General features: G+C 63.5%; 24 protein-coding genes. 18 read left to right on the top strand and 6 right to left on the bottom strand.

Going from position 1 to position 25,281, the window contains the following annotated elements:
• Window positions 1-103: 103 nt before the first annotated feature.
• The 4 genes from P0R31_RS06805 to P0R31_RS06790 form a co-directional block, all read right to left on the bottom strand.
• Window positions 104-1,114: an AraC family transcriptional regulator gene (locus tag P0R31_RS06805; RefSeq protein WP_275513392.1), complete on the bottom strand. Its 1,011-nt coding sequence runs from the start codon at window positions 1,112-1,114 to the stop codon at window positions 104-106.
• A gap of 269 nt (window positions 1,115-1,383) precedes the next feature.
• Window positions 1,384-1,761, bottom strand: a complete 378-nt coding sequence (locus P0R31_RS06800; protein WP_275513391.1) for a response regulator transcription factor — start codon at window positions 1,759-1,761, stop codon at window positions 1,384-1,386.
• 100 nt (window positions 1,762-1,861) lie between these two features.
• Complete coding sequence (locus P0R31_RS06795; RefSeq protein WP_275513390.1) at window positions 1,862-2,533, bottom strand: response regulator transcription factor; 672 nt, start codon at window positions 2,531-2,533, stop codon at window positions 1,862-1,864.
• A complete protein-coding gene (locus P0R31_RS06790; RefSeq protein ID WP_275513389.1) occupies window positions 2,530-4,407 on the bottom strand; it encodes a PAS domain-containing sensor histidine kinase in 1,878 nt (625 codons plus the stop codon). The genes P0R31_RS06795 and P0R31_RS06790 overlap by 4 nt, the downstream gene beginning before the upstream one ends.
• A 380-nt stretch (window positions 4,408-4,787) precedes the next feature.
• Here P0R31_RS06790 and P0R31_RS06785 point away from each other — a divergent pair, with 380 nt between their 5' ends.
• The 16 genes from P0R31_RS06785 to P0R31_RS06705 all read left to right on the top strand — a co-directional run bounded on the left by P0R31_RS06785 (window position 4,788) and on the right by P0R31_RS06705 (window position 19,608).
• Window positions 4,788-5,735 (top strand): AraC family transcriptional regulator, encoded by a 948-nt coding sequence (locus P0R31_RS06785; RefSeq protein ID WP_343299302.1) that lies wholly within the window; start codon window positions 4,788-4,790, stop codon window positions 5,733-5,735.
• Window positions 5,732-5,977, top strand: a complete 246-nt coding sequence (locus P0R31_RS06780; RefSeq protein ID WP_275513388.1) for a hypothetical protein — start codon at window positions 5,732-5,734, stop codon at window positions 5,975-5,977. Before P0R31_RS06785 ends, P0R31_RS06780 begins: the two co-directional genes overlap by 4 nt.
• A gap of 495 nt (window positions 5,978-6,472) precedes the next feature.
• A complete protein-coding gene (locus P0R31_RS06770) occupies window positions 6,473-7,642 on the top strand; it encodes a transporter substrate-binding domain-containing protein (protein WP_430516805.1) in 1,170 nt (389 codons plus the stop codon).
• Between the two features lie 35 nt (window positions 7,643-7,677).
• Window positions 7,678-8,286, top strand: a complete 609-nt coding sequence (locus P0R31_RS06765) for an ANTAR domain-containing response regulator (RefSeq protein ID WP_131870214.1) — start codon at window positions 7,678-7,680, stop codon at window positions 8,284-8,286.
• Between the two features lie 251 nt (window positions 8,287-8,537).
• Window positions 8,538-9,794, top strand: coding sequence for an ABC transporter substrate-binding protein (locus P0R31_RS06760; RefSeq protein WP_275513386.1), 1,257 nt, complete (start codon window positions 8,538-8,540; stop codon window positions 9,792-9,794).
• Window positions 9,795-9,853: 59 nt separating this feature from the next.
• Window positions 9,854-10,747: an urea ABC transporter permease subunit UrtB gene (gene urtB, locus P0R31_RS06755; protein WP_275513385.1), complete on the top strand. Its 894-nt coding sequence runs from the start codon at window positions 9,854-9,856 to the stop codon at window positions 10,745-10,747.
• Window position 10,748: 1 nt separating this feature from the next.
• The gene (urtC, locus tag P0R31_RS06750; RefSeq protein ID WP_275513384.1) at window positions 10,749-11,897 is read left to right on the top strand and encodes an urea ABC transporter permease subunit UrtC; all 1,149 of its coding nucleotides are present in this window, start codon (window positions 10,749-10,751) and stop codon (window positions 11,895-11,897) included.
• A 3-nt stretch (window positions 11,898-11,900) separates the two neighbouring features.
• Complete coding sequence (gene urtD / locus P0R31_RS06745) at window positions 11,901-12,644, top strand: urea ABC transporter ATP-binding protein UrtD (RefSeq protein ID WP_126258933.1); 744 nt, start codon at window positions 11,901-11,903, stop codon at window positions 12,642-12,644.
• Window positions 12,644-13,339 (top strand): urea ABC transporter ATP-binding subunit UrtE, encoded by a 696-nt coding sequence (urtE, locus tag P0R31_RS06740; protein WP_275513383.1) that lies wholly within the window; start codon window positions 12,644-12,646, stop codon window positions 13,337-13,339. Before urtD ends, urtE begins: the two co-directional genes overlap by 1 nt.
• A gap of 35 nt (window positions 13,340-13,374) precedes the next feature.
• Window positions 13,375-14,412 carry an aliphatic amidase gene (locus P0R31_RS06735; protein WP_275513382.1) on the top strand — a complete coding sequence of 346 codons (1,038 nt, stop codon included), beginning with the start codon at window positions 13,375-13,377 and terminating at the stop codon, window positions 14,410-14,412.
• A gap of 77 nt (window positions 14,413-14,489) precedes the next feature.
• Window positions 14,490-15,023, top strand: coding sequence for an urease accessory protein UreE (gene ureE / locus P0R31_RS06730; protein ID WP_275513381.1), 534 nt, complete (start codon window positions 14,490-14,492; stop codon window positions 15,021-15,023).
• Window positions 15,024-15,026: 3 nt separating this feature from the next.
• Window positions 15,027-15,698, top strand: coding sequence for an urease accessory protein UreF (locus P0R31_RS06725; protein WP_275513380.1), 672 nt, complete (start codon window positions 15,027-15,029; stop codon window positions 15,696-15,698).
• 12 nt (window positions 15,699-15,710) lie between these two features.
• The gene (locus tag P0R31_RS06720; RefSeq protein WP_275513379.1) at window positions 15,711-16,406 is read left to right on the top strand and encodes an urease subunit gamma; all 696 of its coding nucleotides are present in this window, start codon (window positions 15,711-15,713) and stop codon (window positions 16,404-16,406) included.
• Window positions 16,407-16,427: 21 nt separating this feature from the next.
• Window positions 16,428-18,137: an urease subunit alpha gene (ureC, locus tag P0R31_RS06715; protein WP_275513378.1), complete on the top strand. Its 1,710-nt coding sequence runs from the start codon at window positions 16,428-16,430 to the stop codon at window positions 18,135-18,137.
• A 3-nt stretch (window positions 18,138-18,140) separates the two neighbouring features.
• Window positions 18,141-18,794: an urease accessory protein UreG gene (gene ureG / locus P0R31_RS06710; protein WP_275513377.1), complete on the top strand. Its 654-nt coding sequence runs from the start codon at window positions 18,141-18,143 to the stop codon at window positions 18,792-18,794.
• Window positions 18,760-19,608: an urease accessory protein UreD gene (locus P0R31_RS06705; RefSeq protein WP_275513376.1), complete on the top strand. Its 849-nt coding sequence runs from the start codon at window positions 18,760-18,762 to the stop codon at window positions 19,606-19,608. Before ureG ends, P0R31_RS06705 begins: the two co-directional genes overlap by 35 nt.
• A gap of 78 nt (window positions 19,609-19,686) precedes the next feature.
• Here the strand turns inward: P0R31_RS06705 and P0R31_RS06700 are convergent, their stop codons facing one another.
• The gene (locus P0R31_RS06700; RefSeq protein ID WP_275513375.1) at window positions 19,687-22,011 is read right to left on the bottom strand and encodes a nitric oxide reductase activation protein NorD; all 2,325 of its coding nucleotides are present in this window, start codon (window positions 22,009-22,011) and stop codon (window positions 19,687-19,689) included.
• Window positions 21,999-22,799, bottom strand: a complete 801-nt coding sequence (locus P0R31_RS06695; protein ID WP_275513374.1) for a CbbQ/NirQ/NorQ/GpvN family protein — start codon at window positions 22,797-22,799, stop codon at window positions 21,999-22,001. Before P0R31_RS06695 ends, P0R31_RS06700 begins: the two co-directional genes overlap by 13 nt.
• Before the next feature lie 752 nt (window positions 22,800-23,551).
• Between P0R31_RS06695 and P0R31_RS06690 the strand changes: the two genes are divergently transcribed.
• A complete protein-coding gene (locus tag P0R31_RS06690; protein ID WP_275513373.1) occupies window positions 23,552-24,061 on the top strand; it encodes a sigma-70 family RNA polymerase sigma factor in 510 nt (169 codons plus the stop codon).
• Between the two features lie 114 nt (window positions 24,062-24,175).
• On the top strand, window positions 24,176-25,153 hold the full coding sequence (locus tag P0R31_RS06685) for a FecR family protein (RefSeq protein WP_275513372.1): 978 nt from the start codon (window positions 24,176-24,178) through the stop codon (window positions 25,151-25,153).
• The last annotated feature ends 128 nt before the right edge of the window (window positions 25,154-25,281 follow it).

Below are 25,281 nucleotides of genomic sequence, written 5' to 3'. Positions count from 1 at the left end.
CTCGAGCGGTGACTTGGGGGTCTTAGTCACTAATACGCACAGCATCGCCGATCTCATAACAGAAGTATTTCACGTATCCCGGCTATTTCTCATTTCGCATGATTCACGAGAAGTCGGCAGGCAGCACGTGAGTCACGGTTTTCGATGTCGAAACCGGATCCGACAGCCTGAGCGCAACTGATGCGTTCCGGTTGGCGCAGCGCCACCGCGCGGGCGTGTCACCGGTGATCCGCTTGAAGACCGTAGAGAAATGCGCTTGCGTGCAGAAGCCGACGGTCAGCGCCACCTCGGCGAGGGCCGTCTCGGAATTCGACAGCAGCGATTTCGCACGCTCGATGCGCTGATGCAGCAGATATTCGCGCGGCCGGTATCCGGTCGCGGCGCGAAACTGGGCCGCGAAATGCATCCGGGACAGTCCTGCGACCTTGGCAAGCTCGTACAGGCCGATGCAGTGGTCGAAGTGCGTGCCGATATATTCCTTGACCCGCCGCAGCCGCCATTTCGGCAAGGCATTCACGCGCGCGTGCGGCAGCTCGCGCCGGGCAAGGTGCATGGCCAGCGTCTGGCCGATGCAGTGCGCGAATTCCCGGTCGGCCGAGTGGCCGCGTTGGGTCAGCGCTTTCGCAAGCTGCTCGGCGAAGGGATCGCGGAGCAGGATGAGGTCGTTGAGACCATCGGCCGAGCTAGCTCCCGCTCCAGGGTGCAGAGGCGGAAAATAGCTGCTGGCCGAGACGTGGAAGTGGAGGAAATCGCAAGGCGCGCAGAACTGCGCACTGAGTTGCTTCGACGGGGCGCCGACATACAGCGTGCCCGCCGGCATGACGCCGTCGAAGATGGCGTGACGGCCTCTGCTCAGCTTGATGCGCGTCGCCTTCAAGGCGATGGCAACGAAGTATTGGTCCGCGGGCGTCGTCGCGTCTTCGTGCCTTATGCCGGTTTGCGTACAGGTCCAGCGCGAGATCGTGATGTCGTCGGGCGCGGCGCCGGCCCGTTGACCGGGCTGACGCCACCTCCGTTCGAGGGGAATGGCGCGAATCTCCTGCGGGGAGGCAGGTTCGCGGCAGCTGGGTTGATAGATCGACCGGGCGCCGGCCGCTTGCATATCAGTGAGCATCGTTCGTCCCCGTGTCCCGGATTCCGTCGCCGTCGTGGTGGCTGCGGAATGCAAATGATCGATGCCCAACGATAGGTGCGATATCACCGCAAGGCTCGTTAAGGATGCTTAAGCGGTGTTAGATTTTGCAAATGCGGAGAGTCCGACCGCATGCCGCGAAAAAGCTGAATTGAACCAAGGGGATATTTCCGATCCACCAACCCGGTTTCCGGAATGCACGTCTGATTGGCCGCAAGAGAAGGCCGTCGCGCGCAAGACGGGCGTATGGGCTACGGCGCCTGGCCTGCCAGCGCCTGTTCAAGGCAACGGATGATCTCGTCGCCGCTGGAAGGCTTGCCGAGATAGCAATGCGCGCCCGCCGCCATCACGCGCTGACGCACGGATTCGCTCGGAAATGCCGTCATGAAGATGATGGGAAAGCGCCTGCCGGAAGCGATCAGCTGTGCCTGAAGCTCATCGCCGGTGATGACTGGCATCTGGACGTCGGCGATCATGCAGGCCGGATCATCTTCCGGTGCCTTCCGCAGAAAGTCCACGCCGGACTCATAGGCCTCGGCATCGTAGCCGAGCGAACGCACCAGGCTCGCAAGCGATGCGCGAACGCCTTCGTCGTCATCCACGATCGCGATCACCGGGGTTTTGGCCATTGGCAGACAATCCTGACCGCGGTGTTCCGCAAGGAGGGCAGCTCCCTTTGCGCGGCCGATGGCGCCTTATGCACCGGGAGCGGTGCCGCCGGAATTATACTCAGGTGTGATCCGTAGTCTTGCGGGTTTGGGATGCCCTGAGCGCCTCCGCCTTGCGGACGAGATCGGCCAGTGACCGGACCCCCATCTTGCGCATGACGTTCCCGCGGTGGATCTTGACCGTGATCTCGCTGAGGCCGATCAGGGCGGCGACCTGCTTGTTCATCAAGCCGGCGGTGACATGGCTCATCACCTCGCGCTCGCGCGCCGTCAAGGTCTCGTACTGGACGCGGATGTCCTCCTTGGTTGCAGCTTCGGCGCGGTGCTGCGCATCGCGTTCGAGCGCGGCCGACACGGCATCGAGCATGTCCTGATCGCGAAACGGCTTGGAGAGGAAATCGACAGCGCCGGCCTTCATGGCGCGCACTGACATCGGAATGTCCCCATGGCCCGTCATGAAGATGATCGGATGGCTGATGCCCTGTCGGACGAGCTGGTTCTGGAGATCGAGCCCGCTCCCGCCGGGGAGGCGGACGTCGAGCACGATGCAGCCTGGGCCGTCGGGCAGCGAGCCGCCGAGCAGTTCCGCCGGCGAGCCGAACAGGCGCGTCTCGAGGCCCACGGATCGGAACAGGCTGTCGAGCGAGGCGCGGATGCCGGCATCGTCGTCGACAATGATGACAGTCGCGCTGGAGGGGTGCGCGGGCGGCGAAGCCTGGTTTGGTCGTGTCATGGCGAATAGTGGACTTGGCTATATGGCAATGTCAGTTGGAATGTCGCTCCCGAACCCGTGGGGCTGGCCACCGACAACCGGCCGCCGTGAGCTTCCACCGTCGTCCGGCAGATGGCAAGCCCCATGCCCATCCCACCCTCCTTCGTCGTGAAGAACGGATCGAACAGGCGCGGCAGGTCATCAGGATGAATTCCCGGGCCGTTATCCTGGACCGTGATGGCGAGGGCCTCGCTATCCACGATGCCGGCGCGCAGCGTGATGGTTCGGGAACCGGACTGGCCCGACATGGCCTGGCCGGCATTGACGAGAAGATTGACCAGGACCTGCTGCAGCTGGATCCGATCGCCGCGAACCGGCGGCAGGCCGTGCCTCGCCTCGACGATGAGGACGACATCGTCCTTCGCGAGCTCGCGCGCGACGAGGGCCGTCGCCTCCTCGATGACCTCCCCGATCTGCAGCAAATCCTGCTGGGGTGAAGCCTTCTTCAGGAAGGTCCGGATGCGGGTCACGATCTCGCTGGCGCGGCGGCCCTGGGCGACGACATGGCCAATCGTCGTCGCCACCTCCTTGAGATCGGGGACGTCCCGCCGCAGCCACCGCAAGCCGGCTTCGCCGCTGGTGACGATCGCCGCCAGCGGCTGGTTCACCTCGTGCGCAATGGACGCGCTGAGTTCGCCGAGGGTCGCGACGCGCGCGGCATGGGCCAGCTCGGCTTGCGCCGCGAGCAGCGCATCCTGAGCCTGCTTGCGCTCGGTGATATCGACCACGAAGACGAGCACGCTTTGATCCCCGTCCGATCCTGGCGGAAACGTGATCGTGAACAGCACGGGCACCTTGGCCCCGTCGATACGCACGAGCTGGGTTTCTCCTTCGTGGAACCGTTGTCCTTCGGCAAATGCGACCAGCGCGTCGAGGAAACTGCGATCGTTCTCGCCCAGCAGCTTGTCCACGTTCTCGATGAAGGCGGTAGAGCTGCTCGCCCCTGCCATCGCCTGCATGGCCGGATTAACGTCGATAATCCTGGCGAGGCCGCGGGCATGAGCGACGAAATCGGGATTTCGTGCCAGATGATCGCCAAGGTCCACCCCTTCGGTCCGTAGCGAATCCAGCGCCGTCCGCAGTCCGCTCCAGTCCTCCTCGACGACGCCGATCCGGCTTGCATCGAACATCCGCCGGTATCGCTGCTCGCTCTGCACCAGGGCGCTGTGCGCCGCCACGCGGTCGGTGACGTCGGTATGGGTTTCGAGCACCCCGACGGGTGTGCCGAGATGGTCATGCTGGAGGGCCCATCGGGCATCGACGGTGAGCACGGCGCCGGCCTTGGTCCGTTGCTCCACCCTGCCTTCCCATCGTCCGGTATCGAGCAGGCCGGCCTCGATGGCTTCCCGCCGGCCGGGATAGTTCGTTCGCAGCAGCTTGTCGGCGAGTTGCCCGAGCGCCTCGTCGGCCGCCCAGCCGTAGGTCTGCTCCGCGGTCTTATTCCAGAACGTGATCACGCCGCTGCGATCCCTGACGAAGATCATATCATGCGAGAGATTGAGCAGGCGTGCCTGCGCCGCAAGGCGCGTCGTCGCCGCCTGATTCTGCAGCACCAGCAAGGTCGTGATCCCGATCGCGGCGAGGCTCACCAGCGCGCGAAGGGCTGGCGAGGTGATCGCCTCCAGATAGTGCGACAGCAGATAGGCGGTGATGGTCAGGACGACGCAGCCGGTCGCGGCGACGATGATGTCGCTGCGCCGGTTCGTCCTCGCCGCAAGCAGGATAGCGACGACATAGAGGACCGCGACCGCGCCCTCGAGCGGCGTCAGCACGTCGATCATGAAGACCGCGAAGGCAAGGACCGCGGAGGAGAACCGCAAGCCGGCACGGCTCATGGATGAACCCGTGGGCCGATCAAGATTCGTCATCGTCGCAAGCGGTATATCGTCTCATTGCAGCGGTGTTGATGCCGCGATTTCAGCGCCTCCACAATATCCGGACGGGTTATTTTCGTGCTCTCCTGGAAGTCTCCGTGGGAAGTCGTATCCGGCCCCGGGTCCGGCGGGTAGATTTCCGGCGGCGGAACAAGGCTCTGCGGCGATCCCCCCAATCGCGGCGCGTCAAACTACCGCAGGGCGCGCAGGGGGCGCCGTGCACCCGCGTCCGCTGGCGCGGATGGTGTACCGCTCGCGCTCTCGCCCGGCTAGATGCGCTGCGATCATACCTAGGTATGACGCGGGTAACCCGAGACCTTATCCATGCACCCGCGCGTAGAATGGAACGCGCGGATCGCCGGACTACTCTGACCCCATCGCAATCGGCCAAGTCGATCAGGCTTTGCCGGTGCGGACTGGGACAAGGAGGTTCGACGATGTCGCTGCAGATGTCACACCCGCAAAACGCCAAGGATCATGTCGCCGCCGCAATCGACGTTTCGTCAATCGACGGCGCGCGGCTGGGGCCGTCTAGACGTACACGCCGGTCCGGCGAGGAGGGCATGACGCTCTCTCTCGTTCATCTGGACGTTGCGCTGGCGATCCAGCCGCCTGCGTTGGACGTGCGCGGCCCTGCCGACAATGCGCCGAGCTTCATGGTCTGCGCGAAACGTCTTGCGCGCGCATCGGCAGAGTCGGATCGGGAGACGGCGACGGAGGGATCGACCGATCCGGTGATGCGGCGTCTCTCGGATGCACTCGCGGCCACCAGAGCCATGCAACATCCGGATTGCGCCATCCTTGTCGATGCGTTGCGTCTGGCCATTCTGACCCGCAAGGCCAGCGGCGGGACAACGGGCGGACGAGAGCAGCCCGAGCCGGCCTGCGACCATGAAGGCCAGGCTGGCCGGGCGGTCCGGTCGTTGCAGAAATGGCGCCTCAAGCGCGTCATGCAATATATCGACGACAATCTGGCCGCGAAGGTCACCTTGCAGAATCTGGCCGTCGTTGCCGGGCTGAGCCGGATGCATTTCGCCGCGCAGTTCCGGGCGGCCGTCGGCCTCAGGCCGCACGAATATTTGTTGAAGCGCCGGATCGAGCGCGCCCAGGAATTGCTACGGCAGACCGACGTCTCGCTCGTCGATATCGCCTTGACCGTCGGGTTTCAGACCCAGGCTCACTTCACGACGGTGTTCAAACGCTTCGTGGGCGATACGCCTTATCAATGGCGGAGCGCGCATCTTGCTCAATTCCGGCCGCTGCCGCGCCCCGAGGCGAGGCCGTCATGAGCAGCGGCGGTCTTGCGGCTCTGTTACTGCAGCTGCTCGGCATCCACTCGGCGACGACGCAGCACGAACTCATGGGGTTGTTCGAGATCGCTCGCGGTCTTTGCACCTCCTATCGTTTCGCATCTTCGGGCCCCGGGGCAGGCGCCCTCTATGGCCGCATCACCTTGTACGTCTACAGGCTGATCGCTGCCGCCATCGCGCGCCATGCAGTGATGCCTGCGGCGAGCGCGACGAGCTGTTGAAATTCAAGGGCAGGCGAGCCGGATCAGGCATGCGTTCGTTGAGCAGGGGGCGCTCTGGGTCAGGCAGTACCGAGTACACATGACCGAAGGTGGAAGCGTTCAGATCGATCCAGAAAAGCAGGTCGGATTTCGCGATCTAGCGACACGGTCCATGGCGGTCGCTATCGGCCGTTGCTGGTTCGCCGGAACTGCATCCCAAAGGCTGACGGCGGTCAGCGGCCTCTCGGTATCCTTGCGCTGGAAGATAAAATCGTCCAGGCGCGGTGGCGGAGGTCCTGAGCGAGATCTATGAAGCCGACATCCTCGATTGGGAGCGAGACAACACCCTGGACTTGATATCCGAACGAAACGCGTCGTGCCCAAGGCCGTTCCGGGCGTTGAACCGGCCGTTGACGTCATCCCCATTATTCATCATAGACGGGAGATGTCGCAAAGGCGCGACATGGCACCGCGAGAAGAGGGGCGGCGTTGACGGATGCAGCTAACGATCGTGATTTGATAGTGTCAGCCAAAGACCATTCGGGCAGTTGGCGGGTTGGCGTACTGTTCTCGCAGACCGGCGTGACGTCGGCCATCGAGCGCACGCAGCTGAATGCGACCTTGCTCGCGATCGAAGAGATCAATGCCAATGGCGGAGTCCTCGGCCGGCCGGTCGAACCCGTGATCTACGATCCCGCTTCAGATCCGAAGAAATTCCGCGCCTTTGCCGAGCGGCTGTTCCAGTTCGATCGCATCAGGATCCTGTTCGGCTGCTACATGTCCAGCACGCGCAAGGCTGTCCTTCCGGTCGTCGAGGGCCACCGCGGACTGCTGTTCTATCCGACGCAATACGAGGGGTTCGAGTATTCGCGCAATTGTATCTACACCGGCGCGGCGCCCAACCAGAACTCGATCCAGCTTGCACGTTTCCTGCTTTCCACTTACGGCAACCGCTTTCTGCTCGTCGGTTCCAATTACGTCTATCCCTATGAATCGAACCGGTTGATGGCGGACTTCGTCGTGCAGAGCAAAGGCAAGGTGCTCGACGAGATCTATGTGCCGCTGCAAGCCAGCCAGGGGGATTTCGACAAGGTCATCGCGCGGATCAAGAAGACCTCGCCGGAGGTGATCTTCTCCACCGTGGTTGGAGCCGGCACTGCGGCGTTCTACCGTGCCTATCGGGCGGCAGGGTTCGACCCCGCACGCATGCCGATAGCAAGTCTCGCCACCAATGAGGCGGAGGTTGCCGAAATGGGCGCGGAGGCTGCCGAGGGACACATCACCGCGGCACCGTTCTTCGAGACTCTGTCCTCGGCGGCTGCGCGGCGTTTCGTATCGAGCTTCAAGCAAAAATACGGAGACGATGCGCCCGTGACGGCCGGCGCCGAAGCGTCCTATTTCCAGGTGCATCTGGCGATGCGTGCAGTCGGAAAGTGCGGCTCCGACGATCCGGAACAGGTGCTTGGCAATCTCAGGGATTTCGAGTTCGATGCGCCGCAGGGAAGGGTGCGTGTCGATCCCGAAAACAACCACACCTATCTTTGGCCGCGGATCGCGCGGCTTGATCGAAACGGCCGATTCCAGATCGTGTGGAATCCAGGTGTGCGCGTGAAACCGGATCCCTATTGTGTCGTGCAGAGCCTCGACGATTGGTCCGTCGATGACCAGCAACTAATTCGTCCATGATCCCCGTGGTTGCCTAGTCGGACGGAGAACCGGGCGTGGCCATTCAAATTCTTCGCGATCTGCGTGGTCTGCGGGTTCATGTCGTGCATCCTCCGGATTCGGAGCGGACCAAGCTGGTCGAGCATCTGCGTCGCATCGGCTGCATGGTGGAGATGCAATGGCCCGTGCCGGAATGCTGGCAGGAAGGGGCCGACATCGTGCTGCTCGCGATCGAGCACGACATGCGGACCGAGATGCAGCGCCTGTTGAAATCCGATGTCAATCGCCGGCCGACCCTGATCGCCGTCGTGTCCTACGAGGATCCGTCGACGCTGCAACTTGTGCTCGAGTTCGGCGCCGTCGCAGTCATCGAGCGTCCGATCCGGCCGTTCGGCTTGTTGACCAACATCACCATTGCGCGCAGCCTGTGGTTGGAGCGTCGCGAAGCTGACAAGCGTGTACGCAAGCTCGAACGCAAGCTCGCAGGCATTCAACGTATCCAGAAAGCCAAGGCAATCCTGATGGATGGCCAGGGATTGAGCGAGGCTGATGCTTATGAAAGCATCCGGCGACAAGCGATGTCGAAGCGCTTGTCGATGGACGACATGGCCTCCGCGATCATTCACGCAAACGAGCTGTTGCAATATCGCGCCAAAGGTGATTAGCTTTCGACCGTCGTGAAGAGAAAATCTTTCGCGACTTTGCCGAACCATCGATGATGCTGGTTCGGCCCTGGCTGAGCAGCCCGAAGGACCCGCGAGGGTCCGTCGGGCTTTTTTTTTGTTTCTTGGGGCGCGTGGTGTTGTCGCCACCTTCGTGTTGACGACGCCCGCTTGAGTCTTGGCGATTGTCTGATGGAAGCAGCGTACTTCGGTGCGATCGGAGATCTGTGTCTGGAGCTAACGGGGAGTGTGCAATGGCAGTTGATAGACGTAAATTTCTGAAGAGCGGCGCTTTGGCGAGCGGCGCGTTGATCACATCCCCCTGGGTGTTTTCGACGGGCGCTCATGCTGCGGGCGAGATCAAGGTCGGTGTGCTGTTCTCGCTGACCGGCGGGTTGTCGATCGTGGAGAAATCGCTGCACGACGCCACCATGATGGCGATCAGCGAGATCAACGCTGCGGGCGGCGTCAAGGGCATGAAGATCGCGGCGATCGCCGAAGATGGCGCGTCGGATCCGAAGACATACAACGAGAAGGCGTCGAAACTCGTTATCCAGGATCGCGTGCCGACCGTTTTCGGCTCCTATACTTCGGCCAGCCGCAAGGCGGCGCTGCCGGTGTTCGAGAAACGCAACAACCTCTATTTCTATCCGACCTATTACGAAGGCTTCGAGTGCTCGAAGAACGTCGTCTATACCGGCGCCGTTCCGAACCAGCAGCTCTCGAACTTCATTCCCTGGATCATCAAGACGCTGGGCAAGAAGAAGTTCTTCATCGTCGGATCGAACTACATCTATCCGCGCGAGATGGCCAAGGTCTCCAAGATTCTGATCGAGAAGAACGGCGGCGAATGGATCGCCGATGAATATCTCGAGCTTGGCCATTCCGAGTGGGGTTCGATGGTCAACAAGATCAAGAACTCGGGCTGCGACGTCGTGCTGTCCAACGTGGTCGGCGACTCCGTGATCGCATTCTACCGCGAGTACAAGAACCAGGGTCTCACCCACGACAAGCTTCCGATCTGCGCGACCGTGACCTCCGAGATTGAGATCGCGGCGATGGGTGCCGATTATGCCGTCGGCTCGTACACCTCGTTTCCCTACTTCCAGGCAATCGATACCGACCGCAACAAGGCCTTCGTCGAGCGTTATCGGGCCTTCGTGAAGGATCCGAAGGCGGTGACGCACCACGCGCTGGAATCGTCCTATTTCCAGGTCTTCCTGTGGAAGCAGGCGGTCGAGAAGGCCGCCGAGGTCACGCCGGTTGCGATCCGCGAGGCGGTCAAGGGTCAGGAATTCGACGCGCCCAACGGCCACGTCAAGATCGAAGCCGAGAACCTGCACACCTACCTGACCCCGCGCATCGCGCAGTGGCAACCGGACGGTCAGGGCAAGATCATCGATGCCTACAAGGAGCCGGTGATGCCGCTGCCCTATGTCGCCTATGGCGAGACGCCGACGAACCTCTTCTGCACGTCGAAGGGGCTCGACGCAACCAAGCTGAAAACCTGACGTCAGGGAAACCTGGTCCATCGCGCGGTCTGCCGTGCGATGGACGATGAGGTGTTGCCATGCTCGAAGTTCTGTTCATCGGTCTCAGCCTGGGTTCGATCCTTCTCCTGGTTGCCCTCGGCCTTGCGATCACCTATGGCGCCATGGGCGTCATCAACATGGCGCATGGCGAGATGGTCATGGTCGGCGCCTATGTGACGGTGCTGTCGGGCCTTTGGCTCGGGACGAACATCTTCGTCGCAATCCCGCTCGCCTTCATCGTGACGGCGCTGCTCGGGCTCTTGATCGAGCGCATCGTGGTACGCAAACTGTACGGACGGCTGCTCGATACCCTGCTGGCGACCTGGGGCGTCGCGATCCTGATCCAGCAGGCCGTGCGGCTGGAGTTCGGGCTCTCGTTCTTCGGCATCCATATCCAGGGGCTTGGCCCCGGCCTGCAGAATGTCGATGTACCCGGGATATTGCAGGGAACCCTTCATATTGCCGGTGCCGATATCAATCGCTACCGGACCTTCATCATCCTCGTCACAGCGGTCCTTGCGCTCGCCACCTGGTTCCTGATCTACCGCACCGTCGCAGGCACCCAGGTCCGCGCCATCATCCGCAATCCGAAGATGGCCGCGGCGTGCGGCATCGATGTCGACCGCGTCAACGCGCTGACTTTTGCGTTCGGCTCGGGCCTTGCCGGCGTCGCCGGCGTGATGATGTCCGGCTTCAAGACGGTGTTTCCGGACATGGGCACGCCGATGGTGGTCGACGGCTTCCTGGTCGTCGTGATGGGCGGCGTCGGCAGTCTGCTTGGATCAGTGCTGTCGGCCGGGATTCTCGGCGAGATCAACGGTGTGGTTGCCGCCGCGACCAACGATATCCTGGCACGCGCGGTCGTGTTCGGTGTGGTGATCGCGATCATCATTCTCAAGCCGAAGGGCCTGTTCGCCCTCAAGGGGCGCTGAGATGTCGTCGCAGCGCCGCATCGACTGGGCGATCTACGCCGGCTTCGTTATCCTGATTATGCTGGTGCCGCTGGTAATGGACCCGTTCTGGCTGAATCGCATCGCCAAATATCTGGTGTTCGGCATGCTCGGTATCGCAGTCGCGCTGTCCTGGGGCTATGCGGGCATCCTCAATCTCGGCCAGGGACTGTTCTTCGGCGCCGGAGCCTACATGCTGGCGATGTCGTTGAAGCTGGCCAGCGCCACCAGCCTGCAGCAGGGTTCCGACAAGCCGGTGCCGGATTTCATGCTGTGGAACGCCGAGCCGGGGGCCAAGACCGAGCTCTGCTGCATCACCAAGGCCTCGTTCCTGTGGCTGCCATTTCAGAGCCAATGGTTCGGCTTTGCCATGGGCCTGATCCTGCCGGTCCTGATGGCGGTGGTGGTCGGCCTCATCGTCTTCCGCAAGCGAATCTCCGGCGTGTTCGTTTCCATCATCATGCTGGCGCTGGTGCTGCTGGTCCGCCTGGTGATGATCGATGCCCAGCCGCTCACGAACGGCTTCAACGGCCTGACCGATCTGGGCTGGTTCAAGATTGGCGAGTTCGAGTTTGATCCCTATATCGTGCCGACCTATTACCTGATCGCGGGCTCGCTGAGCCTGGTGCTGCTCGCGGCGCGGCTGCTGATCGACACCCGCGCCGGCGTGATCTTGCAGGCGGTTCGCAACGACGAGAATCGCGCCCGCTATCTCGGTTTCGACGTGCCGGCCTACCAGACCTTTTTCTTCGCGGTCTCGGCGGCCATCGCGGGCTTCGCCGGCATGCTCTATGTCATCGTTTCGGAATTCGCATCGCCGACCTTCATGGATCTGAGCTTTTCGATCACCATGGTGGTGTGGGCAGCGGTCGGCGGCCGCGCCTCGATCCTCGGCGCCTGCATCGGCGCAATTGCGATCAACATGATTTCGGCAACTGTCAGCGAGGTCCAGGGGTTTGCAGAGGCTTGGAAGGCCATCATCGGACTGATCTTCGTGCTGGTCGTGCTCTATCTGCCGCGCGGCATTGCAGGGCTTGCTCACGACCTGATCGATCGCGTGGTCGCGCGCAAGTCGCCAAGTGCGTCGCCCGCGCTGCGTGTCCACGGTGCCACCTCACAGCTCGCGGAGTAGCCCATGGCGCAGGCAGCATTGACCATCGACGGGCTCGGCGTCGACTTCGAGGGCTTCAAGGCCGTCAACGGCGTGTCGTTGATCATCGAGGAGGGCGAGTTGCGGGTTCTGCTCGGTGCAAACGGCGCCGGCAAGACCACGCTGATGGATCTGATCTCGGGCAAGACCAAGTCGACCGAAGGCCGCGTCTTCCTGCATGATACCAACATCACCAATTGGGAAGAGCATCGGATCGCGCGCGCCGGCATTGGTCGCAAGTTCCAGATTCCGAGCGTGTTCAAGGAGCTCACGGTCCGCCGCAATCTCGAAGTGGCGAGCTGCAAGAATCCCGGCGTATTCGCCAATCTCGGCTTCGGCTTTCCGGCCAAGGCGAAGGTCGACGAGGTGCTGGAACTGATCGGGCTAGCCGAGGAAGCCAACCGCGTTGCTGCCTATCTGAGCCACGGCCAGACCCAATGGCTGGAGCTCGGCCTTTTGATCACGCAGGATCCGAAGATCATCCTGCTGGACGAGCCGACCGCCGGCATGACTCAGGCGGAGACGCACAAGACGTCCCTGATCGTCAACAACCTCCGGGGCCGCCACACCATCATCGTCGTCGAGCACGACATGGCCTTCGTGCGCGAGATCGCGGAACGCATCACCGTGCTGCATCTGGGCCAGGTTCTCGCCGAGGGCAGCGTTACGGATATCGAGACCAATCCGAAAGTGAAGGAAGCCTATCTCGGCTCGAAGGGAATTTCCTGATGCTGGCGTTCTCGCATGTCGATAGTTTCTACGATCGCAGCCACATCCTGCACGACGTCTGCCTCGAGGTGCCTGGCGGCGAGGTTACGGCGGTGCTCGGACGTAACGGCACCGGCAAGACCACGCTGCTGAAGACGCTGATGGGCTTGACCGACCGGACAGACGGGCAGATCAGGCTGAACGAGCGCGAGATCGGCAAGGAGCCGACGTTCCAGCGGGCGCGGGCCGGCATCGCCTATGTACCGCAGGGGCGCGAGATCATTCCGGATTTCACGATCCGCGAGAACATCCTGATGGGCTCGTTCGCCCGGCATGACGGCAAGCGCGAGATCCCGGAACTGGTCGCCGAGCTGTTTCCCTATTTGATGAACAACCTGACCCGCAATGGCGGCGTGCTTTCGGGCGGGCAGCAGCAGCAGCTCGCGATCGCGCGTGCGCTTGCCGCCGATCCCAAGGTGATCCTGCTCGATGAACCGAACGAAGGCATCCAGCCGTCGATCGTCGAGGAGATCGAGAAGATCATCATCCGCCTCAATCGGGAGGTGGGCCTGACCGTGATCCTGGTCGAGCAGAACGTCTCGTTCGCGCGTCGCGCTGCGCATCGCTTCGCCATGATGGAGAAGGGACGCGTGGTCGTGTCCGGGGCGATTTCCGAACTGACCGACGAGATGGTCCATCGTCATATGGCGGTGTGAGCTGAAGCTGCAAGAACTTCTTAAAGGAGAGCGAGATGCTGCACGGTGATATCACGTCAAGCAATGACACGATCGGCGTCGCCGTCGTGAACTACAAGATGCCGCGCCTTCATACCAAGGCGGAGGTGCTCGACAACGCCCGCAAGATCGCCGACATGGTCGTCGGCATGAAGACCGGTCTGCCCGGCATGGATCTGGTGATCTTCCCGGAATACTCCACCCACGGCATCATGTACGATTCCAAGGAGATGTACGAGACAGCCTCGGTGATCCCGGGCGACGAAACCGAGATTTTCGCCGAGGCCTGCCGCAAGGCCAAGGTGTGGGGCGTATTTTCGCTCACCGGCGAGCGCCACGAGGAGCATCCGAACAAGGCGCCGTACAACACCCTGATCCTGATGAACGACAAGGGTGAGATCGTCCAGAAGTATCGCAAGATCATGCCCTGGGTTCCGATCGAGGGCTGGTATCCCGGCAACTGCACCTATGTTTCCGAGGGCCCCAAGGGGCTGAAGATCTCGTTGATCATTTGCGATGACGGCAACTATCCCGAGATCTGGCGCGATTGCGCGATGAAGGGCTCCGAGCTGATCGTGCGGTGCCAGGGCTATATGTATCCGGCCAAAGACCAGCAGGTCATCATGGCCAAGGCGATGGCCTGGGCGAACAACGTCTATGTCGCGGTCGCCAACGCCACGGGATTCGACGGCGTCTATTCGTATTTCGGCCATTCCGCGATCATCGGCTTCGACGGCCGGACACTCGGCGAATGCGGCGAGGAAGAGTACGGCATCAACTATGCCCAGCTGTCGAAGTCGCTGATCCGCGACGCCCGCCAAAACGGCCAGTCGCAGAACCATCTCTTCAAGCTGGTGCATCGCGGTTACACGGGGATGATCAATTCCGGGGAGGGTGATCGCGGCGTGGCAGCCTGCCCATATGATTTCTACGCCAAGTGGATCGCCGATCCGGAAGGTACGCGGGAGATGGTCGAGTCCTTCACGCGCACCACAGTGGGGACCGAGGAATGTCCGATCGAGGGAATCCCGAACAAGAAGGTGGCGCACCGCTAGAACGCATATCGTCGGTGGCGGCGGATTGATATCCGCCGCCCATCTTGCTTGATCATCAAATTCGCGAGGTTTCTGCGATGCTGCGCATCGAACACGTGCTGGGGAGCAGGGTTGAGCCCGCTTTGTCCGAGGCGCTTCACCGTCTTGAGCATGAGGGGGCGGTCGATATCGCCAATGTGCCGGCGACCGATCTGGCGCGGCGGCGTCTCTTGATCACCACGCGCGGCGGTGAAGAGTTGGCGATCGCCTTGCCTCGTCATGAAAAGCTTTTCGACGGCGCCGTGCTGCTGCTGGAGCCCGACCGTGCGATCGTAGTCCGCGCCGCGACCGAACGCTGGTTGCGATTGGAGCCGCGCTCAATCGCGGACGCCGTGGAGCTCGGCTACCACGTCGGCAATCTGCACTGGCGGGTGCGGTTTGGCGGCGAGGTGCTGCTGGTCGCGCTGGAAGGCCGGCCGGAAGACTACACTGCGCGCCTGGAAAACCTGATCAGCGCCCGCCGGGTCGGCGTCACGATACTCGATGAAGATAGTGCGGACGCGGTCGAAGCCGTTGAGCCGCCCCAGCCCGGCGGCGCCCGCGGCGGCCATCACCATCATCACGATCATTGAGTCATGCTCTCGGTTTTGCAGGCGATCTGGCAGGCGGACGGCGCGTTTCCGAGCGGGGCCTTCGCGTTTTCCTATGGGATCGAGGGCGCTCTCGCGCTTCGCCGCGACATGACTTTGGGCGACTTCGAGGCATTGGTCGCTGCGATGTTGAAGCAGCGCTGGGCCAGCTACGACAGGGTCGCATTGCTGTGGTCGTACCGTGCCGGGGGCGATCTGGAAGCCATCGCAGCGGTCGATCGCGAGGTCGAGGCCTCCACGCTGATCGAGACGTTGCGCGCGGGCTCGCGCCGCAATGGGGGGGCCTATCTTGCTTCGCACGCGCGGCTGGGCCAGCCACTGGCAATCGCGCTACGCGATGACGTGCAGGCGGGGAATTGTCTGGGACATATCGCCGTCATGCAGGGCGCCGTGTGGTCCGAACTCGGGCTGGACGAGGCGCTGGCGCAACTCTGCTCCGGCTATACGGCGGCGTCCGGCGTGATCACTGCCGCGATCAGGCTGGGTGGCATTGGCGCGCTGCAAGGGCAGGGCGTGCTGCAGCGATGCCTGCCGCTGATCGAGCAGCTCGCTGCTCAGGAGGTGCCGGATGACGTCGAACTGTCCGGTTTCGTGCCTTTCCTCGATATTGCCGCGGCACGGCACGCCCAGGCCGATCTGCGGCTGTTCGCCAATTGAGGGTGATTTCGAATGCTGCTGACGCCAACCGAACTGGAGCGCCTGACCATCTTCAACGCCGCCGAGCTGGCGCGCCGCCGCCGCGCCCGCGGACTGAAGCTGAACTATCCGGAAGCCGTCGCGTTCATCACCGACGAGATCCTGGAGGGCGCGCGTGACGGCCGCTCCGTCGCCGACTTGATCGGCTATGGCTCGACCGTCCTGTCGTCCGCGGACGTGCTGCCCGGCATCGCCGCGATGATGGACATCATCCAGGTGGAATGTGTCTTCCCTGACGGCACCAAGCTCGTCACGGTGCACGAGCCGATCCGGCCCGCCCCGGGCACGGAGGCCGACACCGAACGTCCGGGTGTCGTGTTGGCGCAGGACGGCCAGATCGCACTCAATGCCGGGCGACGCACACTGACCTTGACAGCAGTCAACACCGGCGATCGCCCGATCCAGATTGGCTCGCATTTTCATTTCTTCGAGGTCAACAAGGCGCTCGAGTTCGATCGCGCCAGCGCCATCAACATGCGGCTCGACATTCCGGCCGGCACGGCGGTGCGGTTCGAGCCGGGGGCCTCGAAGGAGGTCAATCTGGTCGAGTTCGGCGGCGACCAGCATTTGACCGGACTTAACAATCTCACCGACGGTGCGGCGTCCGATCCCGCTGTTCAAGCGGCGGCGCTGACGCGAGCCCATGCGCGCGGCTTCAAGGGCGCCTGAAACCTGAAAGGAGACTGCTGCGTGGCGATGATCGACCGGCGTGACTATGCCGCCCTTTACGGCCCGACCACGTGCGATGCCGTCAGGCTCGGTGATACCTCGCTCTATGCCGTGGTCGAACACGACCATGCGGTCTATGGCGACGAATGCCTGCATGGCGGCGGCAAGACCCTGCGCGACGGCATCGGCATGGCCGGGATCACCAGCGCCGAGGGCGCGCTCGATTTCCTGCTCTGCAACGTGCTGATGATCGATCCGGTGCTGGGGATCGTCAAGGGCGACCTCGGCATCCGCCATGGCCGCATCGTGGGCTTCGGCAAAGCCGGAAATCCCGCCATCATGGATGGCGTCGATCCGAACCTGATCGTCTCCACCGGCACCACGGTGCGGGATTGCGAGGGGCTGATCGCGACCCCCGGCGCCATCGACGTGCACGTGCATTTCGACAGCGCGGGCCTCGTCGAGCATGCGATCGCGAGCGGCATCACCACCATGATCGGCGGCTCGCTCGGACCGATCACGGTCGGCATCGATTCCGGCGGCCCGTTCAACACCGGCAAGATGCTGCAGGCCGCCGAGGCCTGGCCGATGAATTTCGGTTTTCTCGGCCGTGGCAATGCCCATCGCGCGGCGCCGATGATCGAGCAGCTCGAGACCGGGGTGATGGGGCTGAAGCTGCACGAGGATTGGGGTTCGATGCCGGCAGCGATCGACACTTGCCTCAAGGTTGCCGATGACTACGATTTCCAGGTTCAGATCCATACCGATACGCTGAATGAATCCGGCTTCGTCGAGAATACGCTGGAAGCGATCGGTGGCCGCACCATTCACATGTACCACACCGAGGGCGCCGGCGGCGGTCATGCGCCCGACATCATCCGCGTCGCCGGCGAAATGCATTGCCTGCCGTCCTCGACCAATCCGACCAATCCCTACACGGTCAACACCTTCGACGAACATCTCGATATGACGATGGTGTGCCATCACCTCAATCCGGCCATTCCCGAGGACGTCGCCTTTGCGGAAAGCCGTATTCGTGCCCAGACCATCGCGGCCGAGGACGTGCTGCACGACATTGGCGCGATCTCGATGCTGGGCTCCGACAGCCAGGGCATGGGCCGTATCCACGAAGTGATCTGCCGGACCTGGCAGCTTGCCTCCAAGATGAAGGACCAGCGCGGGGCGTTGCCGGAGGACAAGCCGGGCTTTGGCGACAATGCGCGTATCAAGCGCTACATCGCCAAATACACCATCAATGCCGCCAGGACGTTCGGCATCGCCGACCAAGTCGGATCGCTGGAGCCGGGCAAGATCGCCGACATCGTGGTGTGGCGGCCGGCCTTCTTCGGCATCAAGCCGGAGCTCGTCATCAAGGGAGGCTTCATCGCCTGGGGCGCGATGGGCGACAGCGCGGCATCGCTGATGACATGCGAACCGATCCTGATGCGGCCGCAATGGGGCGCGTTCGGCAGGGCCGCGTCGGCGCTGTCGGCCTGCTTCGTCCATCCGCTGGCGCTGGCGCGCGACCTGGGCGCCGAGCTGGGGTTGGCGAAGAAGCTGCTGCCGGTGCAAGGCACCCGCAAGCTGAGCAAGCGAGACATGTTGTGGAACGACACATGTCCGCACATCACCGTCGATCCGGAGACCTTCGATGTGTTTGTCGATGGTGTGCTGGCAACTTGCGAGCCGGCCCGTGAACTGCCGCTGGCCCGCCGCTACATGTTGAGGTGAGCCATGCTCCATGCCCTGCGTGTATCTGACAACGAGGCCCGCGGTAATGCCAGTGCGGCACGAGTCGGAATTGGCGGCCCGGTCGGCTCGGGCAAGACGGCGCTGATCGAGGCGCTGATCCCGGTGCTTCAGAGGCGCAACATCGATTTTGCCGTCGTCACCAACGATCTCGTCACCAAGGAGGATGCCGAGCGGTTGCGGCGATCCGGATTGATCGATCCTGCCCGCGTTTCGGCGGTCGAGGCGGGCGCCTGCCCGCACACCGTGATCCGGGAAGATCCGACACTGAACATTGCGGCGGGGGACGAGCTCGAGGCCCGCTTCCCGGGATTGGAGCTGATCCTGTTCGAATCCGGCGGCGACAATCTCGCCTCGACCTTCTCGCTCGATCTGGTCGACTGGTGGATCTTCGTGATCGACGTCGCCGGCGGCGACGACATTCCGCGCAAGAAAGGGCCCGGCCTGCTGCGTTGCGACCTGCTTGTCGTCAACAAGGTGGATCTCGCGCCCCATGTCGGCGTCGATCTCGATCGCATGCTGGCGGATGCGCGGCAGGTGCGGGGCGCGAAGCCGGTGATACCGACCAATTTGAAGAGCGGCGTCGGTGTGGAGGCGGTCGTCGATGCGATCTCTGCCGCAGTCCTGTTCCGGGTCTGAGACCGGACGCTCGCTCGACGGCGCGTTGGTCGTCGATCGCGCCGGCGGTCGCAGCGTCCTGCGCCGTCAGCAGATCGGCTATCCCCTGCATATTACCCGCGGGTTCTATCTCGATGCCGCCAGGCCCGATCTGCTCACGCTTTATCTGCAATCCGCCTCGGGCGGTCTGTACGCCGGCGACCGCATCAAGCTCGACGTGCGCGTTGGTGACCAGGCCGCGTTTCACATGACGACACAGGCCGCGACCGTCGTGCATGACGGCCGCGCGAGCGGTGCGATCCAGCGACAAGCCGTGAGGGTGGAAAAGGGCGCGTTCTGCGCCCTGACCAGTGATCCCTATGTGCTGTTTCCCAGTGCCGATCTCACCTTGGAAACGGAAGCCGTGGTTGCCGACGACGCCGTGCTGTGTCTCGCCGATGGTTTTGCGGTCCATGATCCCAAAGCGAAGGCGAGGCCGTTCGCGCGCTTCGAGAGCCGGTTGATCGTCTCACGTCCGGGCCGCAGGTTGCTGATGAAGGACATCGGCGCGATCGACGGCGACGAGACGCGCAACGGGGCGCTGGGCCCGATGGCCGCCGTGGCAAACTTCGTGCTGATTGCGCCGCCGAGCCGATTGCCGGCGTTGGCCGACATGGAGCAGGCCGCCGGCCGCTGTGGCGCGCTGGCCGGATGTTCGCTGGCGCCGAACGGCGCAGGCCTCGTGTTGCGCATCCTTGCCCCGGATGGTGGCGTCTTGGCGCGCGCGCTCGACGCGACGTTCCATGTCGCGGCCCATGCCGCGCTCGATGCTCCCCTGGCGCGTCGAAGGAAGTGATGCCTGCTCCCCGTCGTTTCCCGCGCAGGCGCGCAGGACGGCACGCCGGCTTCTTTTCCGATTTCAGCGATCTCGGGCTCAGCGCCGGGCCAGACGGAAATAGAGCTCCGACAGCCGTGTCGGCAGATCCTCGACCCGGCGCACCGGCATGGTGTTGCCGCGTCCGAAGATGCGCGCGGCGGATGCGATGCCGGCCGTGCCGAGCACGACGCCATAGGCGTCGATGCCGCGACTATGGAGATCGACCGCTGCGCGTCTGGCATCCTCGACGAGATCGAGCGGATCGGACGCGTCGATGTCGGACGGCTCCCCGTCGGTAAGCACGATCAGAAGCCTTCGGCTGGTCGAGGCGGTCGCCATCTCGTTGCCGGCATGACGCAGTGCCGTGCCGAGCCGGGTCGACAGGCCGGAGCTGAGCCCTGCCAGCCGGGCCCGGCAATGCCGGTCGTAAGCCTCATCGAAGCCCTTGATGATGGTCATTCGGACGTCCTCGCGGCCGTTGGAGGCGAAGGCGAGCAGGCCGAAGGGATCGCCCAACTGATCCATCGCTTCGGAGAGGATCGCAACGGCGAGGCGTTCGACATCGAGAACGGTTGAGCCCGATAGGAGCCGGTCGGATGTCGAGTGCGAAGTATCGATTAGGAACAGCGCGGAGAGATCGCGATGCACCGATTTCGATGAGCGGAACACGCGAGGGTCAGGCTCCCGGCCGCTGCGTAAGGCGATGCCGGCGTCCAGCATCGCATCGACATCGAGATCGTGCCCGTCATGCTGCCGCTTCAGGCGCACGGTGCGGCCGATACGGAGGCCCCGCATCAGGCGCGCGACGCGGTTGCGCACCGCACCCGCGCGGTCGAGCGCCTCGTCGATCGTATGCGGATCGGCGGTTTTGGCCGCGACCTCGCGTACGACGGTCCAGTCGGGTCGTTCGATGCCATGGACACGGTCCCATTCCGGATAGCGCGCGATGACCGTGCCGCGGTCATCGGGCGCGACGGGGCGACCGCGGCCGATCGCGGCCTCGGCGTTGCCGGGTTCGGCCTGCTGGCTGCTGCCGTCAGCACGCTCCTGCGAGTCCACGCGCAGGGCATCGATGAACAGGTCCAGCACGTCGTCCGGGGGCTGCGCGTCTGCGCCGAAATCCCACAGTCCCAGTCCATCGTCGCGGTACACCGGTTCGACCACATAGGTCCTGGCATTGAACTGCACCCGCATCTGGCCGAGGTCGTTGCCGAGCAACGTGCCGATCTCGCGGCTGATCGCGGAATCCCCGATGCGCGGCAGCGCGGCTGCGAACAGCGCGCGGCCTTTAGCCACGAACCCGTCATCGTCGACATGGGCCGGATCGAACAACGCACGCGCCAGCCGCGCTAGCAGCACCGTCGCGGTCGCTACGCCGCCGGGCGCGGCGACATGGTAGGGCGCCCATAGCCGGCGCAGTCCGGGCAGGGCGCGCATTGCCAGTGTCTCGACACGCGCATCCTCGATCAGGTTGACCAGGGCGACCTGCAGCGGCTTCAGCGTGCCGATCGGAAACCGGGCCCCTCCGAGGACCAGATGTGCCTGCGCATGTGCGGTGGCGGCGCTAAACAGCCTGCGGGCGGCATCGCCCTGCACACCGCGATAGGTTTCCGGCAGTCGGATGATCGGACCGGAAATTGTGCTGCGGCGTTGCGGCTTGTCCATGCTGTCGCCAGCCATGCCGCGCAGCAACGGTAGCTCGCCCCACAACGCGGTGGTGAAGGCCTTCACCTCGGCTTCGACATTGGGGAAGCCGACGCCGCCAGGATCGCGCGCGATCATGCGGCGGGCCAGGTCATCCTGCAGGGAGAAGAAGGCAAGACGGCGGTTGCGATCGCCGGCCGCTGAGCGCAGGCCGGCGGCGATGAAATCCTCGAAAGCCTCGATCGTGCCGGGCAAGAGGATTTGTCCCATGCGGCCGGCGGCCGGTAGCACGGACTCTGGCGCCTGCCGCGCCAGCATCTCCATCGCGCGCCACCATCGCGATAGCGCCGCAGCTCCAAAGCTACGGCGCGCGATCGCCAGCGCGTTCAACGATGCGGTTGCGGCGGGCGCACCGGCATGGCGGCAGATTTCAGCGCCGATTTGCGCCGCGCACAATAGAGGTACAATCTCGCGCGTCGATACGGCATTGCGGCTCGCCTCCCAATAGGCGATCAGGCAGGCAGGGCCAGCATTGACGTTGACGAGTTCGAGCACTGCGCCGGCCCAGGCATCCAGTTCGGCAGCATCGAATTGCTTCGAGAGCGTGTCCCACGTCGCCAGAAAAAGCGGCCGCAATGCGTCGCGCTGACGCATCATCAAATGTAGCCGCCGCGCGACGCCTTCCGGCTCGGACTGCACTTGCAGCGCCGCAGATGGCTTCGCGCTCACGGAACGCATGCAGCGATGGCGTCGGTGAGCGCCGCGCGGATGTCGGGATTATCCGTGATCGGCAGCACGATGCCGGCCCGTACGGCCGCGGTCAGCGGCAGGCCGGCGCGGACCATGCGTCCCGTGTGGATCAGCATCCGGGTCGACGCGCCTTCGTCGAGGCCGTGTCCCTGCAAATTGCGGGAGCGCTCGGCGATCCGGACCAGAAGGGTCGCCAAATCGCTGTCCGCACCGCTTTCACGGGCGATGATCGTGCTTTCGGTGGACGGTGGGGGATAGCCGAAATCGATCGCGATGAAGCGCTGCTTGGTCGACTCCTTCAGGTCCTTCACAGCGCTCTGGTAGCCGGGATTGTAGGAGATCGTGAGCTGGAATTCGGCATGCGCCGGCACGATCTCGTTGTGCTTCTCCAGCGGCAGGATGCGCCGCGCGTCGGTCAGCGGGTGGATCACCACGGTTGTGTCCTGCCGCGCTTCGACGATTTCGTCGAGATAGCAGATGCCGCCGTGACGGACGGCCTGCGTGAGGGGGCCGTCATGCCAGACCGTGCCCGATGGTTCGAGCAGATAGCGGCCGGCGAGGTCGGCAGCCGTCATGTCCTCATGGGCCGCGACCGTGATCAGCGGCTTGCCGAGCCGCCACGCCATGTGTTCGACGAACCGGGTCTTGCCGCAGCCGGTCGGTCCCTTCAGCATCACCGGCAGGCGCTCACGGTAGGCGGCCGTGAAAATATCGACTTCGGTGGCCTGAGGCTCGTAATAGGGCTCGGTGTTGATCCGATATGCATCGAGCGGCATGAGGTGCTCCGTTAGGTGGGGAGCGACACCTTGAAACTCAAAGCATTGCCGCCCTTCAAGCATAGGGTGTGGCAGCCTTTGCCTGGGGAGCACGCTACGGCCCTGGAGCGTGCAGGATGGCGCGCAATAGGCGCTTCAATCGCGATTAGAGCCGAAATACGCAATCAAGACAAGCACGTCCTGCGATTGTTCTGCCACGACGCGGCCCTGTATGGACAGCGAGCGATCGTGCGCGTGCAGCAGGCGTTCAAGGTGTTGGTTGAACTCGCTGGAATAAATGACCCAGCGCGCATCGCGCTTTCGATAGTTCCGAGTGTAATTGAGGGAATGTGGCAGAGCGACGAATGCCCATTTCCTGCCGGATCAGCGCAGCAACGCGACAGATAGATCATTGATCGTCCTTGATCCATGGCTGCGCTACATCTTCGCGCAGCGGACCGCGGGTGCGAGGTCAGCACCCGGCCTTCCCTGCGCCCTCTTGGCTTTCAGAGGGAGAGTGACGAAGCAAAGCTCGGGCAAATTCGCCGCGAGAATGCGGAGATGTGTCCTTGAACGAAGTGTTGGCGCATCGCGATCATCCTGGCCTGTGCCACTCAGCTCAAGGCCAGTCCCCCCGCGGTTGAGACCGCATATGGTGCAGCGGCTCACGAAATTGGAGGTGCTCTAAGATATCGATGTTGCGCCACTAATCTCCTGAACGTATGACATGGCTGTCCGCGCCGGTGTGTGGATGCTGTGTGTTTCGGATTCAAATGTCCGATCTAGTGGTTGCCCCTATCGCGACGCTGATCGAAGCGTATTACGGAGAATTGCGGTCCTACGCCTCCCGCAAGCTCCGCAACCCCGTTGCTGCCGAAGATGTCGTGCAGGAAGCCTGGTTGCGATTTGCCAGCTCGGGCAATGACAAGATCGCCAATCCGCGTGCGTATCTCTACCGGCTCGTCGGCAATCTCGTCATCGATCAGCAGCGCCGCGAGCAGACCCGCCTTGGCGCGGCCGCTCAGCCTTCCGATCATCTCGATGTGGTTGACGAGACGGCCGACACCGAGCGGCAGCTCATGGCGAGGCAGCGGCTGGCGCTTCTGACCAAGGCAGTTTTCGAGTTGCCGCCCCGGTGTCGCGATTGCTTCATCCTTCGACGCTTCGACGACCTCGAGCCGGACGAGATCGCCAAACGTATGGGAATCAGTCGGAATATGGTTGAAAAGCACCTCCGGCACGCGCTCGTTCACTGTACCAGGCGTCTGAGCGAAGGCGATTGATTTTTTCTCCCAGCTGACCTCCTGTGTTTTAGAATGGCTCCGTCTTAGAGAGTGAGATGGCGGGCGATCGCCACTCTTGCGGCGCTGTTTTCATGCTGGAACGACGAATCATCCATGAATGACGGGGAGAAGCCGACGGCCCTGGACGAGGCGGCGGAATGGTATGTGCGCCAAGACGCCGGGGTGCTGGATGCTGGCGAGCAGGCGCGCTTCCGGGCATGGCTGATGCAGCCGGCCAATCGTGCGGCTTACGAGGAAGTCGCCGGCGCCTGGGACGATCTCGGCCGCATCCCGCGTCCCGAACTAAGCACGGGATTCCCGCGACAGCGTGATGTCCGCGCGGTCCCGCTTCGGCGGCATCCGTCTCGCACATCCCGGCCCCGCCGCTGGGCGCTCGCGGCGGCGGCGGTCGTGGTGGCCGTCACCGCCGGCTATGCGCTCGACCTTCCCATGCGGCTCGAGGCAGATGCCATGACGGCGACCGGCGAGGCCCGGACCGTGATGCTGGATGATGGCAGCAGCGTCGCCTTGAACACTGCCAGCGCCATCGCCGTCGACTATTCGCGCGAGCGGCGGCGCATTCGCCTGTTGCGCGGCGAGGCCGTGTTTACCGTCGCCAGGGATGCCGCGCGGCCGTTCGTCGTCGCTGCCGCGTCCGGCGAGGCCGTCGCGCGCGGCACGGTGTTCGCCGTCCGCAAGGACGACGAGGCCGCGACGGTCACCGTGCTGGAAAGCCATGTGGGCGTGTCCTATCCGGCGGCTGGCCGGACGGCGGTCGAGCTTTCTCCGGGCGAGGCGCTCGATTATTCGCGCCGCGGGCTCGGCGCCGTGCGGGTCGTCGATGCCGATGCGGCGACCGCCTGGCGACGCGGCAAACTGATCTTCGTCGATCGTCCTCTCGGTGAGGTGATCGCCGAGCTCAATCGCTACCATTCTGGACGGATTCAAATCATCGACGGCTCCATCAGCAGCCATCCGGTCAGTGGTGTCTTCGATACCGGGAATCCTCTGCAAGCACTGGAAGTTATCGAGCAAACTCTCGGTCTGCACTCGACGCGGCTGAGCAGCCTTCTGATCTTGCTGCATCACTGATCAAGAAAAACTCGCTTCGTCGACCTCCTCTTTTCCAGCGCTCCTGCGTCTCACTCTCGGAAGGCGACTGCACCGGCCCGCGGCCGGTGCGAGTTGCGACTGTGAAGTGACGGGGGCGTGGTGTTGGG

Source organism: Bradyrhizobium yuanmingense (assembly GCF_029167105.1).
Lineage (GTDB): Bacteria > Pseudomonadota > Alphaproteobacteria > Rhizobiales > Xanthobacteraceae > Bradyrhizobium > Bradyrhizobium yuanmingense_A.
Note: the sequence above shows the minus strand (reverse complement) of the source record. Positions and strands in the feature narration are given on the sequence as shown.

Excerpts from the sequence above, each read along its gene's own strand:
- P0R31_RS06805 (WP_275513392.1), bottom strand. The coding sequence starts at position 1,114 with ATGCTCACTGATATGCAAGCGGCCGGCGCCCGGTCGATCTATCAACCC.
- P0R31_RS06800 (WP_275513391.1), bottom strand. The coding sequence starts at position 1,761 with ATGGCCAAAACCCCGGTGATCGCGATCGTGGATGACGACGAAGGCGTT.
- P0R31_RS06795 (WP_275513390.1), bottom strand. The coding sequence starts at position 2,533 with ATGACACGACCAAACCAGGCTTCGCCGCCCGCGCACCCCTCCAGCGCG.
- P0R31_RS06790 (WP_275513389.1), bottom strand. The coding sequence starts at position 4,407 with ATGAGCCGTGCCGGCTTGCGGTTCTCCTCCGCGGTCCTTGCCTTCGCG.
- P0R31_RS06785 (WP_343299302.1), top strand. The coding sequence starts at position 4,788 with ATGGAACGCGCGGATCGCCGGACTACTCTGACCCCATCGCAATCGGCC.
- P0R31_RS06780 (WP_275513388.1), top strand. The coding sequence starts at position 5,732 with ATGAGCAGCGGCGGTCTTGCGGCTCTGTTACTGCAGCTGCTCGGCATC.
- P0R31_RS06760 (WP_275513386.1), top strand. The coding sequence starts at position 8,538 with ATGGCAGTTGATAGACGTAAATTTCTGAAGAGCGGCGCTTTGGCGAGC.
- urtB (WP_275513385.1), top strand. The coding sequence starts at position 9,854 with ATGCTCGAAGTTCTGTTCATCGGTCTCAGCCTGGGTTCGATCCTTCTC.
- urtC (WP_275513384.1), top strand. The coding sequence starts at position 10,749 with ATGTCGTCGCAGCGCCGCATCGACTGGGCGATCTACGCCGGCTTCGTT.
- urtD (WP_126258933.1), top strand. The coding sequence starts at position 11,901 with ATGGCGCAGGCAGCATTGACCATCGACGGGCTCGGCGTCGACTTCGAG.
- urtE (WP_275513383.1), top strand. The coding sequence starts at position 12,644 with ATGCTGGCGTTCTCGCATGTCGATAGTTTCTACGATCGCAGCCACATC.
- P0R31_RS06735 (WP_275513382.1), top strand. The coding sequence starts at position 13,375 with ATGCTGCACGGTGATATCACGTCAAGCAATGACACGATCGGCGTCGCC.
- ureE (WP_275513381.1), top strand. The coding sequence starts at position 14,490 with ATGCTGCGCATCGAACACGTGCTGGGGAGCAGGGTTGAGCCCGCTTTG.
- P0R31_RS06725 (WP_275513380.1), top strand. The coding sequence starts at position 15,027 with ATGCTCTCGGTTTTGCAGGCGATCTGGCAGGCGGACGGCGCGTTTCCG.
- P0R31_RS06720 (WP_275513379.1), top strand. The coding sequence starts at position 15,711 with ATGCTGCTGACGCCAACCGAACTGGAGCGCCTGACCATCTTCAACGCC.
- ureG (WP_275513377.1), top strand. The coding sequence starts at position 18,141 with ATGCTCCATGCCCTGCGTGTATCTGACAACGAGGCCCGCGGTAATGCC.
- P0R31_RS06705 (WP_275513376.1), top strand. The coding sequence starts at position 18,760 with ATGCGATCTCTGCCGCAGTCCTGTTCCGGGTCTGAGACCGGACGCTCG.
- P0R31_RS06700 (WP_275513375.1), bottom strand. The coding sequence starts at position 22,011 with ATGCGTTCCGTGAGCGCGAAGCCATCTGCGGCGCTGCAAGTGCAGTCC.
- P0R31_RS06695 (WP_275513374.1), bottom strand. The coding sequence starts at position 22,799 with ATGCCGCTCGATGCATATCGGATCAACACCGAGCCCTATTACGAGCCT.
- P0R31_RS06690 (WP_275513373.1), top strand. The coding sequence starts at position 23,552 with ATGTCCGATCTAGTGGTTGCCCCTATCGCGACGCTGATCGAAGCGTAT.
- P0R31_RS06685 (WP_275513372.1), top strand. The coding sequence starts at position 24,176 with ATGAATGACGGGGAGAAGCCGACGGCCCTGGACGAGGCGGCGGAATGG.